The following is a 14,429-nucleotide window of genomic DNA, read 5'->3' on the forward strand; positions in this document are numbered from 1 at the left end:
AGCGCAGCGGTTCTTAGTGAAAACTAAGGAGGTTTTAGTATGAAGGAATTTCCAAAAGATTTTTTATGGGGCGGAGCCATTGCCGCGAATCAGGCGGAAGGCGCATGGAACGAAGATGGTAAAGGACCGGCTATATCGGATGTGTATCGAAACGGGATAGTAGGCGGGCATTTTGATGGAGAAGTGCATGAAGAACACTTTTATGCCAGTCATGAAGCGATTGACTTTTATCACCGTTACAAAGAGGATATTGCATTACTTGCAGAAAGCGGGATTAAGTGCTTTAGAACTTCGATTGCGTGGTCAAGAATATTCCCCAATGGTGATGAAGAAGAGCCCAATGAAAAAGGGTTGCAATTTTACGACGATCTATTTAATGAGCTTCTGAAATATGGGATTGAACCAGTGATCACTATTTCGCATTTTGAAATCCCTTTGAATTTAATACTCAAATATGATGGTTGGAAGAATCGGCAACTAATCGGTTTTTATGAAAGGTATGCAAGAACGATCATTACCAGATACAAGGATAAAGTTAAATATTGGATGAACTTCAATGAAATAAATCATTTTCATACCATTCCACTTGCAGCAGGGGGAATTTTGATAAAGGATGAAGAACAGAAATTGCAAGATATTTACCAGGCATCACATCATGTATTTGTCGCAAGTGCTCTTGCTAAGAAACTCTGCCATGAAATCTCACCAGATGCCAAAATGGGCTGCATGCTTTCTTTAAGTCCGATATATCCTCACACATGTAATCCGGATGATATTTTCGACTCTTATGAATTGAGAAGGAGATCGCTATTTTATTCAGATGTGATGATTCGAGGTTATTACCCAAGCTATGCGAAGCGGATTTGGAAGGAGCATGGAATCTCAGTAGTGATGGAGAACGGAGATCTGGAACTAATTAAGGAAAACACGGTGGATTATCTTGGCTTCAGTTATTACAGAAGTTCCACCCATAAAGCTGGGATGCCAATCCTAGGAAACACGGGCGGCATTATCGGTCTTGAAAACCCATATTTGGAAAAAACGGAATGGGGATGGCCCATTGATCCAAAAGGCTTAAGGTACGTATGTAATGAACTATATGATCGCTACCAAATACCACTATTCATCGTTGAAAATGGTTATGGTGGACGTGATGAAATTGACGAGAATGGCGAGATTCATGATGACGCAAGAATTGACTATATCCGTAAACACTTAATTCAATTGCAGGAAGCGATCGAGGATGGGTGTGAAGTTATCGGTTATACATGGTGGGGACCAATAGACATTGTCAGTGCTGGAACAGGAGAAATGGAGAAACGCTACGGTTATATTTACGTCGATAAAGATAATGATGGAAATGGGACACTGGAACGTAGAAAAAAGAAGAGCTTCGGATGGTACAAGAATGTGATTGAAACAGATGGCAGAGCGTTGTATGAGAGGAACGAAAAAAAATAACCTCATTTTTTGCCACACAAGAACCGAAAATCAAGATTATTGAAGGAGGGTTTATCTTGGAACATAAAAATAAGGCTGATTTTCCACCTCATTTTTTATGGGGAGCGGCTTCTGCTGCTTATCAAGTTGAAGGTGCATGGAATGTAGATGGTAAAGGTCCATCTGTTTGGGATATTTTTGTTCGAGAGGAAGGGAGAACGTATAAAGGCTCTAATGGAGATGTGGCTGTTGATCATTATCACCGTTTTAAAGAAGATGTAAAGCTGATGGCTGAACAGGGTCTTAAAGCTTACAGGTTCTCGGTCGCATGGAGCCGTATTATTCCTGATGGTAATGGAGAGGTCAATGAACAGGGTTTGCAGTTTTATGATGATTTAATTAACGAGCTTCTGAAATATGATATTGAGCCCATTCTAACTCTGTATCATTGGGATCTGCCACAAGCACTTCTTGAAGAGTATGGTGGCTGGGAATCAAGAAAGATTATTGAGGATTTCAATCGATATGCGGTCATTCTCTACAAGCGCTACGGTGACCGAGTGAAATACTGGGTATCGCTTAATGAGCAAAATTATTTTGTAGGTTATAGTTATGACTCGGGGCTTCATCCACCTGGGATTCGTGATAAAAAGAGAATGTATGAAGCAAACCATATTGCAAACTTAGCCAACGCTACCGTCATTCATTCGTTTAGAAAATATGTTCCAGATGGCAAAATTGGACCAAGTTTTGCGTATAGACCGTACTATCCAATCAATTCAAACCCGGAAAATATTATGGCGTTTGAAAACGCAGAGGATCTCCTTAATTATTTTTGGATGGATGTTTACGCTTGGGGAACATATCCGACTGCCGCTTGGAAATACCTAGAGGAGAATGGCCTTACTCCGACAGTTGAAGAAGGAGATTTCAAATTATTGAGTTCAGCAAAGCCTGATTTTATGGGAGTAAACTACTACCGTACGACTGCTGTCGAGAAGAATCCATTGGTAGGCGGAGTCGGTGCGGGCGTGAAAAATACAACCGGCAAAAAGGGCTCTACGAAGCATTCTGGAGTACCTGGTATGTACAAAACGACTGACAATCCTTTCGTTGAAACCACGAATTGGGATTGGGAGATTGATCCAATGGGAATTCGTATTGCTCTTAGACGTATCGAAGCACGCTATCATCTTCCAGTATTAATTACAGAAAATGGACTTGGTGAATTTGATACGGTTGAAGAAGGTGATGTCATCAATGATGATTACCGCATTAAATTTTTGGAATCCCACGTATCGGCCATTCAGGATGCAATATCGGACGGAGTGAATGTAATAGGGTATTGTGCTTGGTCGTTCACCGATCTGTTAAGCTGGTTGAATGGTTATCAAAAACGCTACGGCTTTGTTTATGTCAATCGCAATGAAGTGGATGAAAAAGATTTGCGCCGAATTAAAAAGAAAAGTTTCTACTGGTACCAAGATGTGATTAAAAGGAATGGCTTGACGTAAAGGAAGAGTGCCTGTTTGTAACGGAGTCAATTCGTCAGGAATTAAAAACGAACGTTAATAAGTAAATTCGTTTAAATGAATGAACAGTTGTAGATGATGAAATCGATTCAAATGTGAGAAATAAAAAAGTGGAGGTTTATGAAGATGTTTCACTTGAGAACCAAATTCCCAGATAACTTTCTATGGGGAGGAGCCACTTCTGCAATGCAAGTAGAGGGAGCGAGTGATGTTGGTGGTAAGGGCTTATCTGTCTCTGATGTTTATATTTTTGATGAGAGCATGCCGAAAGAAAATTGGACGGATCAATGGCATATGATGACCCACCGACAAGTTGAAGAAGCTCAAGATCCTTCCAGTGATAAATATTATCCGAAGCGACATGGAGTAGACTTTTATCATCACTATAAAGAAGATATCGCTTTATTTGCTGAAATGGGATTTAAAGTATACCGAATGTCGATTGCATGGACAAGGATTTTTCCAAATGGAGACGAGCTGGAACCGAATGAAGCGGGGTTGGCTTTTTATGATCGCGTTTTTGATGAACTAGAGAAATATGGCATTGAACCGCTCGTTTCTTTATCACATTATGAAATGCCCCTATATTTAGCCACTGAGTACGGCGGTTGGGTAAACCGTAAAGTAATCGACTTCTATGTCCGTTTTGCAACGACTGTTTTTAATCGATACAAAGGTAAAGTAAAATATTGGATTCCTTTTAATGAAATAAATTGCGTGAAACATCATCCTTTTGTCAGTATCGGTGTTGTTGAGGAAAATCACCCTCATATTGAACAAGCAAAGTTTCAAGGGGCGCATCATCAATTTGTTGCCAGTGCTTTGGCAACTAAAGCTTGTAAAGAAATTAACCCTGTTGCAAAAGTTGGGTGTATGATTAGTTATCAACTCCTTGTTCCATATAGCTGTGATCCAGATGATATTCAAAAAACAATAGAGAAGCAGCGTGAATCCCTATTTTTTACAGATGTTCTGGCACGAGGTTATTATCCAGCATATACAGCAAGGATGTTTGCTGAAAAGAGTGTTAAACTCGAAACAGAGCCAGAAGATGAACAAATGATTAAAGAGTTTCCGGTTGATTTTATTTCCTTTAGTTATTATATGTCTAGTGCAGTAAGCGCCCATCCTGAAAATCTAGAAGGAGCAGTGGGGAATTTAATAACGGGAGGAATTAAAAATCCATACTTGCCAACTAGTGATTGGGGATGGCAGATTGATCCTAAAGGATTGCGAACCGCATTAAACCAACTATACGATCGTTACCAAAAGCCATTATTTATTGCCGAAAATGGATTGGGCGCAGCAGATGTTGTTGAAGAAGGCGATGTAATTATTGATGATTATCGCATTTCCTACTTAAGGGATCACATCAAGCAAATAAAAGAAGCCATCATAGATGGAGTCGATGTATTTGGCTATACGAGCTGGGGTTGTATTGATATGATAAGTGCTTCAACTAGCCAAATGTCGAAACGATATGGATACATTTATGTAGATCAAGATGATCTGGGCAGAGGAACGAAACGCCGTATTAAAAAGAAATCTTTTGAGTGGTATAAAAACGTAATAGCAAGTAATGGAGAGCAATTAGATTAAAGGTTTATAGGAGGATGAGTAAACATTGATAGAAAAAAATTATACGATCGTTGATGATGCAGGTATTCATGCGAGACCGGCGACATTATTAGTGAATAGTACTTCACCGTTTAAGTCGGAAGTAACTCTTGAATATAACGGTAAACAGGTGAATATGAAGTCCATTATGGGTGTTATGTCGCTCGGAATCCCAAAAGGGGCGAATGTCAAAGTAATGGCAAAAGGTGAAGATGAAAAAGAGGCAATGGCACGTATTGACGAAGTCATTACTAAGGAAGGCCTTGCCGCTGGAAAATAAGAACTAGCTAGATAGAAATGCGAATGCTGATTTTAAGGACCCGTTACTTGAAAGGAATTTTATCAAGTAACCGGTCTTTTCTTTTTTTATGACACGGTGTTTCCTGTCAATTTATTTTTCCTTTTATTTCAAACAAAAGTACTTTCGTAACGGAATTTTGACGTGAAAAGAGATTTGTCCCCTTCACAAAATCGGTCAATCCGTGTATCTTTTTTATAATTACGTTATGTTAAGCAATGTTGTGGCCGATTTTTGCCTCATTTTGTGTGAAGCCTTGTTTTCACACACCATGCAAAAAGTTCCTCTGATTCTATGATAAGAGAAAATTAGCACCGACATTAAACAAAGCCTATAATTATAAACCGATTCGGTCAAAAGAGGTTGGAAATGAATAAACGTTTTTTAACATTACCTGAATTAAAGCAACAGAAAATACTTAACGCAGGTTTTAAAGTATTTTCAAGTCATACTTACAAAAAAGCATCCATGCAACTGATTGCAGATGATGCTGGAATATCTAAATCTTTATTGTTCCACTATTTTCGTAACAAGCAAACATTATATGAATTTTTGTTTCAATCAGCTATGGAAATAATTCAAGGGGAAAAAAGAATCAAAATAGATAGAGGACAAGATTTTTTTGAACTAATAGAAAATGAAGTTAATCAACGTGTAAAATTAGTTGAGACGTTCCCGTTTCAATACAAATTTATTATGAGGGTATACGATGAAAATAATTTAATTAATAATGAAGAAATCAATCGGATTATATTGGAAGATATAAGTAGAAGAAAAACCGAAGTATTAAATCTTGTTGATAAATCTAAATTTAAATTTGAAGAGGACTTAGGGATACTCTATGATATCCTCCTAGATTTATCAAATGGATTTTATGTTAGAGTCTTTGATCAGGGTGAAACGAAGAAAGAAGTGGTATTAGAGGAGTTTCGTTTGTATTTAACAAGTTTAAAACGAAATTATTATCTGGAGGGCTGTTAATGAGGGAAAGAAGAATACAATCATCAAGGGGAGTCGTCTATTATTGGAAGAACGAAATGGTGGCATCAAATAAATTTGCGATTGTATTCTGTCACGGATTAACCGCCGATCATACCCTTTTTGATAAGCAAGTCGATCATCTTAAACCTGAATATCCGTTAATTACTTGGGATTATCCTTTACATGGAAAGTCGAGACCGTATGCAAATTTCAGCTTCAAGAACGTAAACGAAGAGTTATTAGCTATCCTTGAACAGGAGAGGATTGAAAAAATAGTTCTGGTAGGGCAGTCGGCAGGGGGGTATATCGCTCAGTCCTTTATTCAAGAGCATGGAGAGAGAGTGATCGGGTTTTTAGGAATCGGTACAACCCCTTTTGGTAAACATTACTATAAGAGTTCAGAACTTTTTTTTCTAAAACATTATTCGACCATTGCACGTTTATATCCCTATCGTTACTACTGTAAAGCTGTTGCGAAAAGTATTACTGTATCTGATGAAGCGAGAGAAAGTATGTACCGGTCATTAGTAAAATTGGGTAAGGAAGGCATGCTAAAAGCTAGTAGTGCAGTATATGGAGAGTTTCTTAAGATAGAAGACGAAGTAAAATTTAATTGTCCTGTTTTGATTACTTATGGAGAATATGATCATACAGGGTATGTTCAAGAATACTGCAATCGATGGACTGAAAAAACAGGATATCCGTTGAAAATAATTTCGAATGCCTCTCATAATGCAAATTATGACAACTATGAGGAGTTTAATCACTTACTTATTCAGTTTGTCCAGTCCATTGAATGAACTTCACAACTGCAAATTAAATAGACGAGCAGCTATTTGATGTCCGCTTTAAAAAATTATTCAGCTTGAAATGTGTAAATAATGAAAAAGTGGAGAGGCGAAAAGCTTGTAGGTCGTATAGAAAAAGGGTTTTAAGGATAGTTCCATTTCAAATGCTTAAGCAATCACAAGTCTCTTATTCAATCATGATCGTCTGCACAGGAAAATGGCGATTGAAAATTATTAGGTAAAAAAATAAAACTGCACTCTATATGTTAGGCTAACATTTGGAATGCAGTTTATGAATATCGGTATATTTAAATTGTCATTCTCATGATGTAGCATAGCTTATCGTTAAAACAATTCTCCGGCATTCTTAAATACGATATTTCGTGATAATAGTATATTTTTAGTTGAATGTTCTCTAACTATTGCTTTCATTTTCTGTGTATAACCGATACAATCAAGTACAATCGTCTGGATGGAAGATTGTTCGAGATATTTTGTTGCGCGAATAAGTGATTGTTCGTCGAATTGGTAGGGAGAGCTGGCGACCGTTATTGTTTTGAAGCCTGCAGTATGCCATTTTTTCTGAATAGAGTCAGCTTGTTCAGGTAAAGGAATGATGACACCTATTTGCTCTTTCTTTCTAAAAATACCTTGAGTTGCATGGTTTAATAAATAATCTGGATAGATGATTGGAATTTTCGAGTCAAAAGGAGGAAACTCACCTGTGCATGCGACAATAATCAATTGGATTTGATTCTGATTAAAATCATCAATGATTCGTTGAATAATCGGAATTACTTTCTCTTTTGCCATTGTGGCTGATGTTCCATCTTTAAGTCTTGACACAAGTGTTGTTTGACCGGATTCTGGTTTTATTTTTTGTAATTTTTCCTGATTAAAATCATCGAGAACCCCCCGTTGAATAAATTCAACATTTGTTGGAAAGAATCTTTCTATCTCAGGTAATAGATCAGTTCGTGGAGCTTGGCCAATGGTAATCACACCGATTTGTTTTTTCACATTTATTCCTCTCCTTTAATTAAAGAGAAGCAGGAGTCACTCCTGCTTCTCTCTGTTGTTATTCTTCTATCGAAATGTTGACCCCGTTTGGACTGACAACAGAAATTGTTCCATCTGGAGAAAGGTTGAATCCTTTTACCTTTGGGTTGATGCCTGTTGCAATATCTAAGTAGTCGAATTCAATAGTAGCGTAATCATTTAAGATTTCTGTGACTGCCTCTTGATATAACTTAGCCCGTTCTTCTTGGTCCACTGTCTCAGATACCGCTCTGTCTAGTAATTGATCAACTTTTTCATTAGTGTAAGCTTTTCCATTTCCGTTGCTTCCTACTTGGTCAGAGTGAAAGCGTGGGTTAAGGAAGAAATATGGGTCAGGATACCAAGACCATCCACCGATGTTCATTGGCGCGTTATTTTTAGAGATTGTTTCTGTTAATGTTCCCCATTCAGAGACCTTGATATTAACATCAATATTTAGATTTTTTTTCATTTGATTTTGGAAGATCGTAGCATAGTTTTGGCGCGTTTCTAATACGTAAAGATCAATTTCAAATCCACCAGCATATTCAGTTTCATCTAAGATTTTTTTCGCTTCCTCAGGGTTATACTCTGGTCGCAATGATTCGAAAGATTGATCATAGCCCCAAGAGCTTTTTGGGAGTGGACCGTATGCTGGAGTCCCACCGCCCCATTGGTGAACACCTTGAACAATTTCGTCGATGTTAGTAGCTTTTGAAATAGCTTCCCTGACTTTCGGATTTGCTGTAGGACCTTGTTTGTAGTTCATGTCAAGATACGTAATAGAAAGACCTGGAGTTGAAAGCAATTCTAGATTTTCATCACGTTCAATGACTTCTCGATTTTGCCCTTTAATATCTGTAGCAATATCTATATCACCGGAACGTAAAGCATTCGTCATCATGGACTGATCAGAAATAAATTTATAAGTTACCCCATCTAAATTAGGCTCTTCACCCCAGTAGTTTTCATGCTTTACTAAATCTACTTGTTGATCTGTTTTCCACTCTTTAAGCATAAAGGGCCCCGTCCCGACTAAGTGTGCCCCAAATTGATCGCCCCAACCTTCGACCTCTTCTTTTGGAATGATGATATTTCCTTGGTCAGTTAGCATAGCCAGTAAAGCTGAATTAGGAGCCACTAAGTGGATTACTACTTCAAACTCACTCACAACTTCGACACCTGCGACACCAGATAGACGATTTTGTGCTGATTTATTAGCGGAGCGTTCTAAGCTGTATTTCACATCTTCTGCCGTCATTAGTCTACCATCTTGATATTCACCTGGTTGGAAATGTACATCATCTCTCAATTTAAATGTGTAGGACATCATATCATCAGCTGCTTCCCATTCAGTTGCTAATGACGGTACGAAGCTCTGTAAATCTTTATCATAGACAATTAATGTATCCGCAATTGAACGCATGATTTGAGATTCATATACGCCAGTGTATAGGGTCGGATCTAAAGTGGCTGCATTAGATGATAGGCCGATATTTAAAACACCGCCGCTATTACTTGAACTTTCATTTTCAGTACCTTTATTTTCCGTTGAATTTTCTCCAGAAGAACATGCTGCTAATACCATCGTGATGATCATAGACAATAGTGCTAATCTCCATATTTTCTTTTTCACTAGTTTTCCCCCTTTTTAATTGATTCACATAGTGATACAAAAGTTCAAATAATGAATATATAAATAATTTACACAAAATTTTTAATAATGTAAATATAAATTGTTTGGTATAGTCAAAAAATTTTTAATTTTACTTTACGAACAAAAAAAAGGATGATAACATTCTATTAATTCACATAATAAAACAATAGTTCAGATAATGAATCAAGGAGGGGATATTTTGAAAGGTTTTCTCTATAAAAGAATACTGCAACTAATACCGACTTTATTAATCGTAGCGATTATCGTTTTTTTTATAACTAGAATGTTACCAGGTGATCCAGCTGCCGTTATGCTTGGGCCACAGGCAAGTGCGGAGGATATAGCGGCGTATTCGGAAAAGCTGGGGTTAAATGAACCACTTCACAAACAGTTTTTTGATTATTTAATAAACTTAGCGACGTTCGATTTTGGAAATTCACTTACGTATAACCGGCCAATTATGGATTTAATTATTGAACGTTTTCCTAACACTATTATTCTTGCAGTCAGTGCTTTATTGCTAGCGGTAATGATTGGTGTGCCAGCAGGGATTATTGCAGCAAGAAAACAAAACACCATTATCGATTACTCTGTTACAACTCTCTCTTTAATTGGGGTTTCGATGCCGATATTTTGGTTAGGTGTCATGTTAGTTCTCTATTTTAGTGTTAATTTAGGATGGTTTCCTGCAACAGGAATGGGATCTCTTGAGGAAGGGTTCGGGAGCTTTATCCGCCATCTAATCTTGCCTAGTGTGGCATTGGCGACTATCCCTACTGCTGAGTTTGCGAGAATTATACGTTCAAGTATGCTGGAAACCATTTCACAGGATTATATAAAAACAGCACGTTCAAAAGGATTAAAAGAATTCAAAGTGATTAATAAACATGCTTTTAAAAATGCGTTGACCCCTTTATTAACAGTTATCGGATTGCAATTTTCTGGCTTATTAGGTGGGGCTGTATTAACTGAAACAATTTTTAGTTGGCCAGGAATGGGGTTATTGATCGTAGATGCGATAGAAAAGCGAGATTTTGTCGTCGTTCAGAGCACAGTTATTTTCATCGCCGTTATATACGTAGTGATTAACTTAATCGTTGATATCCTCTATAAAGTTGTGAATCCAAAAGTTAATCTTGACTCCAATAGTGGAGGTGGAAAGTAAGAATGAACAATGTTCAAGGAATCGAAGAAGCGAGAGACATTCAATATAGAAAATCAAAAAAAGAACAATCCTTTATTCGTAAATTGCTGCGAAATCGTTTTGCTGCACTCGGATTATTTGTGATCTTACTTTTAACGGCGACAGCAATTTTTGCCCCGTATTTCGCAACTCATGATCCGTATGAGATGGATGTCACAAAAACATTATTAGGACCAGGAGAGGACGGCCACATTTTAGGAACAGACAGCTACGGACGCGATACTTTTAGTCGGATTGTATTTGGTGCCCGAATATCGCTATTAGTTGGAGTTGCTGCTGTATTATTTGGAGCTGTCCTTGGATCATTACTAGGGTTAATTTCGGGTTATTTCGGAGGAAGAACAGACGCTATTATCATGCGAATTATTGATGGAATGATGGCTTTTCCGTTTATCTTATTAGCTATCGTCTTAATGACTGTTTTAGGACAAGGGTTAGTGAATGTCATCATTGCGATCGGAATATCGAATATTCCTGGTTTTGCTAGGGTTGTTAGAGGTCAAGTCTTAACTGTTAAAGAATCAGAATTTATAGAAGTAACTCGTTCCTTAGGAGCTAAGCACGGAAGAATTTTATTTAAACATGTCGTTCCCAATAGTGTTGCTCCTTTAATCGTTTATGCAACGATGAGTGTTGCGGGAGCGATCATATCAGAGGCATCATTGAGTTTCTTAGGATTGGGAGTACAGCCACCAACTGCATCTTGGGGTAGCATGCTTCAAGAAGGTAAGAACTTTCTCGTGCTAAGTCCAGAACTAGCAACTTTTTCTGGGTTAGTCATTTTGATTACAGTACTAGGTATTAATCTATTTGGGGATGGATTGAGGGACGCTCTTGATCCAAAAATGAAGTTATAGGATGGGGGTGGCAAAAGTATGTCAGAACCAATTTTAAGTGTAAAAGATTTACAAATCGAATTTAAATCTGGATCCATTGTTACGAAAGCGGTAAATGGGGTTACTTTCTCACTAAATGAGAATGAAAGTTTAGGCATTGTTGGAGAGTCTGGTTCTGGTAAAAGTGTGACAGCGACTTCCATCCTGCGTCTTATACCGAATCCTCCAGGGAAAATAACAGGTGGAGAGATTATTTTTAAAGGTAAAAACTTATTGACATTATCAAATCGGGAAATAAGAGAGATTCGCGGAAATGAAATATCAATGATCTTTCAAGACCCTTCAACTAGTTTAAATCCAGTATTTACGGTTGGGAATCAAATTATTGAATCGATTCGAACACATAAGGCTGTTTCGAAAAAAGAAGCAAGAGAATTAGCGATTAAAATGTTAGAGTTGGTCGGTATACCAGCTCCGGAAAAAAGGATTGATATGTATCCGCACGAATTTTCTGGGGGAATGCGTCAACGAGTGATGATTGCCATCGCTTTATCATGTGATCCAAAGCTTTTAATAGCTGATGAGCCAACGACTGCATTAGATGTAACCGTACAAGCTCAAATACTGAATCTAATGAAGGAATTACAAGCAAAGTTAAACATGTCGATCATTATGATTACACATGATCTAGGGGTAGTATGGGAAACATGTGACAAAATCATCGTCATGTATGCAGGGAGAGTAGTAGAATCGGGGACGGTAGCGGAGCTATATAAGAACTCGTTGCATCCGTATACATGGGGGTTATTAGACTCACAAATTACTGAATCTCAAAATAATTTGAAACCACTGGCTACAATCCCTGGTAGTCCGCCTGACTTGAGCTTCGAAGTCAAAGGATGTCCATTTGTAGAGCGTTGTCCGTACGCTCAAACTGTATGTTTTGAGAAGACCCCTCAGTTAATGGAACCAACGAAGGGACATGCGGTTGCTTGTCATTTTCAAACATCGGATCAGAAGCTGGAACGAAAGGAGGATGCATATTTTGATGGAAGCACTACTTGAAGTTAAGGATTTGAAAAAGCATTTTCCAGTATCAAATCATATTCCGTTTAAAAAATCAACGCAAAGTGTTAAAGCAGTTGATGGCGTTAATTTTAAAGTTTATCCGGGCGAGACTTTAGGAATCGTCGGTGAATCAGGCTGTGGTAAATCTACGATGGCGCGTCTTGTTAATCAATTGATCAAGCCAACTAGTGGCGAGGTTAATTTCAAAAAGAAAAACCTGATTGAAATGGATGCACGAACATTAAGAGCGACACGAAAGAAAATTCAAATGATCTTTCAAGATCCTTATGCTTCCCTTGATCCCCGCTTGAAAATTGGTGAACTAATCGCAGAGCCTCTTGTCATTCACAATGTAGGGAACAAAGAAAGCAGGAGAGAACGAGTAGAAGAATTGCTTGAAACGGTAGGTCTAAACAAAAGATATGCGGCACGATATCCTCATGAATTTTCTGGGGGGCAAAGACAGCGTATCAATATAGCTAGAGCATTAGCTCTGCATCCCGAGTTAGTCATATGTGATGAGCCTGTTTCGGCATTAGATGTTTCTGTCCAAGCACAGGTTATTAATCTATTAAAAAAATTGCAAAAAGAATTTAATTTAACATATATATTTATTTCGCATGATTTAAATGTCGTACGTTATATGTGTGATCGAATTGCCGTGATGTATTTAGGAAAAATTGTAGAAATTGGAACATATGAAGAAATTTATTCAAATCCCCGACATCCATATACAAAGGCTTTATTTTCAGCAATTCCTAAAGAAAATCCTTTTGAAGAAAAAGAGCGTATCATCTTAAAAGGGCAGGTTCCAAGTCCGCTCAATCCGCCTTCTGGCTGCAGCTTCCACGAACGTTGCCCATTCGCGGTAGATATTTGTAAAACAACAGTACCAAAAGTGGTGACACCAGAAAATACACATCAAGTATCATGTCATTTAATTAACTAATTTTGGAGGTATAAAGATGTCATTAAAATATGTAATGGAAATGTACGAAATAATGGATGATCAAACGGTAACAGGAGAAAAAGTGAAAGAGTATTTGTCTAGCATTAGTAAAAACGGGCAAATCGCAATTCACACGATTGAAGGAAAAGAGGGCTCAACTGATTTCATTAAAGTAGTGGTTCCGGGGAAAAATGGAAAATCAAAAGGTGGAAGTGCGCCAACCCTTGGAATAATTGGACGATTAGGAGGAATTGGAGCACGTCCAGAAATGATAGGCTATGTATCAGATGGTGATGGTGCACTAACGAGTATGTCATCTGCTGCGAAACTTTTGGACATGTCAAATAAAGGTGATCAATTAGAGGGTGATGTCATATTAACAACACATATTTGTCCAAATGCACCAACGAGACCGCATGATCCTGTTCCATTCATGGATTCCCCTGTAGATATTTTAACAATGAATGAATATGAAGTGACAGAGGAAATGGATGCCATTCTTTCTGTTGATACGACAAAAGGAAATCAAATTATTAATCATCGAGGTTTTGCAATTACTCCGACTGTAAAAGAAGGCTATATTCTTAAAGTAAGCGATGACCTCCTTCATATTTATTCACAATCAGTTGGAAAATTACCTGTTACAATGCCAATTACCACACAAGACATTACACCTTATGGGAATGGTGTTTATCATATTAACAGTATCCTTCAGCCAGCCGTTGCGACGGACAAACCTGTAGTGGGTGTTGCAATAACGGCTGAAACTGCTGTTGCAGGATGTGGTACCGGTGCAAGTCGCGTCACGGATGTGGAAGAAGCGGTTCGCTATTGTATCGAGGTAGCCAAAATGTTTGGTCAATCAAAATGTAATTTCTACGACGAACAGGAGTTCAATCATTTAGAAAAGTTATATGGGAAGATGACACATTTACAATCATTAGGAAATTAAAAATAATTTCATTATCTCGCATTTAATCTTAATTTAGTAAATGCTCAGATAAAAGCTTAAATGTAATGC

General features: G+C 37.8%; 13 protein-coding genes. 11 read left to right on the forward strand and 2 right to left on the reverse strand.

The genetic code is table 11. The annotated features are described in order from the left end of the window. Window positions 1–39 precede the first annotated feature (39 nt). From FCJ93_RS00475 to FCJ93_RS00500, 6 genes are all read left to right on the forward strand, one after another. Window positions 40–1,461, forward strand: a complete 1,422-nt coding sequence (locus FCJ93_RS00475) for a glycoside hydrolase family 1 protein (RefSeq protein ID WP_095311175.1) — start codon at window positions 40–42, stop codon at window positions 1,459–1,461. Between the two features lie 56 nt (window positions 1,462–1,517). After that, a complete protein-coding gene (locus FCJ93_RS00480) occupies window positions 1,518–2,954 on the forward strand; it encodes a glycoside hydrolase family 1 protein (protein WP_137742716.1) in 1,437 nt (478 codons plus the stop codon). A 144-nt stretch (window positions 2,955–3,098) separates the two neighbouring features. Next, a complete protein-coding gene (locus tag FCJ93_RS00485; RefSeq protein ID WP_095311171.1) occupies window positions 3,099–4,571 on the forward strand; it encodes a glycoside hydrolase family 1 protein in 1,473 nt (490 codons plus the stop codon). Window positions 4,572–4,596: 25 nt separating this feature from the next. Beyond that, window positions 4,597–4,869, forward strand: coding sequence for a phosphocarrier protein HPr (locus FCJ93_RS00490; protein ID WP_095311169.1), 273 nt, complete (start codon window positions 4,597–4,599; stop codon window positions 4,867–4,869). Window positions 4,870–5,256: 387 nt separating this feature from the next. Continuing rightward, window positions 5,257–5,868 (forward strand): TetR/AcrR family transcriptional regulator, encoded by a 612-nt coding sequence (locus tag FCJ93_RS00495; RefSeq protein ID WP_095311166.1) that lies wholly within the window; start codon window positions 5,257–5,259, stop codon window positions 5,866–5,868. Next, the gene (locus FCJ93_RS00500) at window positions 5,868–6,668 is read left to right on the forward strand and encodes an alpha/beta fold hydrolase (protein WP_137742717.1); all 801 of its coding nucleotides are present in this window, start codon (window positions 5,868–5,870) and stop codon (window positions 6,666–6,668) included. The genes FCJ93_RS00495 and FCJ93_RS00500 overlap by 1 nt, the downstream gene beginning before the upstream one ends. A 333-nt stretch (window positions 6,669–7,001) precedes the next feature. Here FCJ93_RS00500 and FCJ93_RS00505 read toward each other — a convergent pair whose 3' ends face one another. Next, window positions 7,002–7,676: an AroM family protein gene (locus FCJ93_RS00505; protein WP_170211179.1), complete on the reverse strand. Its 675-nt coding sequence runs from the start codon at window positions 7,674–7,676 to the stop codon at window positions 7,002–7,004. Between the two features lie 58 nt (window positions 7,677–7,734). Further along, on the reverse strand, window positions 7,735–9,330 hold the full coding sequence (locus FCJ93_RS00510) for an ABC transporter substrate-binding protein (protein WP_373315158.1): 1,596 nt from the start codon (window positions 9,328–9,330) through the stop codon (window positions 7,735–7,737). 199 nt (window positions 9,331–9,529) lie between these two features. Here FCJ93_RS00510 and FCJ93_RS00515 point away from each other — a divergent pair, with 199 nt between their 5' ends. Genes FCJ93_RS00515 through FCJ93_RS00535 form a run of 5 tightly spaced genes read left to right on the forward strand, consistent with a single transcriptional unit; the run spans window position 9,530 to window position 14,360 of the window. Beyond that, window positions 9,530–10,516, forward strand: coding sequence for an ABC transporter permease (locus FCJ93_RS00515; RefSeq protein ID WP_408014784.1), 987 nt, complete (start codon window positions 9,530–9,532; stop codon window positions 10,514–10,516). A gap of 2 nt (window positions 10,517–10,518) precedes the next feature. After that, a complete protein-coding gene (locus FCJ93_RS00520) occupies window positions 10,519–11,412 on the forward strand; it encodes an ABC transporter permease (protein ID WP_137742720.1) in 894 nt (297 codons plus the stop codon). An 18-nt stretch (window positions 11,413–11,430) separates the two neighbouring features. Continuing rightward, the gene (locus tag FCJ93_RS00525) at window positions 11,431–12,456 is read left to right on the forward strand and encodes an ABC transporter ATP-binding protein (RefSeq protein ID WP_137742721.1); all 1,026 of its coding nucleotides are present in this window, start codon (window positions 11,431–11,433) and stop codon (window positions 12,454–12,456) included. Beyond that, window positions 12,440–13,408: an ABC transporter ATP-binding protein gene (locus FCJ93_RS00530; RefSeq protein ID WP_137742877.1), complete on the forward strand. Its 969-nt coding sequence runs from the start codon at window positions 12,440–12,442 to the stop codon at window positions 13,406–13,408. The genes FCJ93_RS00525 and FCJ93_RS00530 overlap by 17 nt, the downstream gene beginning before the upstream one ends. A gap of 16 nt (window positions 13,409–13,424) precedes the next feature. After that, window positions 13,425–14,360, forward strand: a complete 936-nt coding sequence (locus FCJ93_RS00535) for a DUF1177 domain-containing protein (RefSeq protein ID WP_095311149.1) — start codon at window positions 13,425–13,427, stop codon at window positions 14,358–14,360. Window positions 14,361–14,429: the final 69 nt, after the last annotated feature.

This window comes from Robertmurraya siralis (assembly GCF_005502275.1).
GTDB classification, from domain to species: Bacteria; Bacillota; Bacilli; order Bacillales; family Cytobacillaceae; genus Robertmurraya; species Robertmurraya siralis.

What these genes read in the sequence shown, in the direction of transcription:
- FCJ93_RS00475 (WP_095311175.1), top strand. Translation starts at nt 40, where the DNA reads ATGAAGGAATTTCCAAAAGATTTTTTATGGGGCGGAGCCATTGCCGCG.
- FCJ93_RS00500 (WP_137742717.1), top strand. Translation starts at nt 5,868, where the DNA reads ATGAGGGAAAGAAGAATACAATCATCAAGGGGAGTCGTCTATTATTGG.
- FCJ93_RS00495 (WP_095311166.1), top strand. Translation starts at nt 5,257, where the DNA reads ATGAATAAACGTTTTTTAACATTACCTGAATTAAAGCAACAGAAAATA.
- FCJ93_RS00485 (WP_095311171.1), top strand. Translation starts at nt 3,099, where the DNA reads ATGTTTCACTTGAGAACCAAATTCCCAGATAACTTTCTATGGGGAGGA.
- FCJ93_RS00525 (WP_137742721.1), top strand. Translation starts at nt 11,431, where the DNA reads ATGTCAGAACCAATTTTAAGTGTAAAAGATTTACAAATCGAATTTAAA.
- FCJ93_RS00520 (WP_137742720.1), top strand. Translation starts at nt 10,519, where the DNA reads ATGAACAATGTTCAAGGAATCGAAGAAGCGAGAGACATTCAATATAGA.
- FCJ93_RS00530 (WP_137742877.1), top strand. Translation starts at nt 12,440, where the DNA reads ATGGAAGCACTACTTGAAGTTAAGGATTTGAAAAAGCATTTTCCAGTA.
- FCJ93_RS00535 (WP_095311149.1), top strand. Translation starts at nt 13,425, where the DNA reads ATGTCATTAAAATATGTAATGGAAATGTACGAAATAATGGATGATCAA.
- FCJ93_RS00515 (WP_408014784.1), top strand. Translation starts at nt 9,530, where the DNA reads ATGAATCAAGGAGGGGATATTTTGAAAGGTTTTCTCTATAAAAGAATA.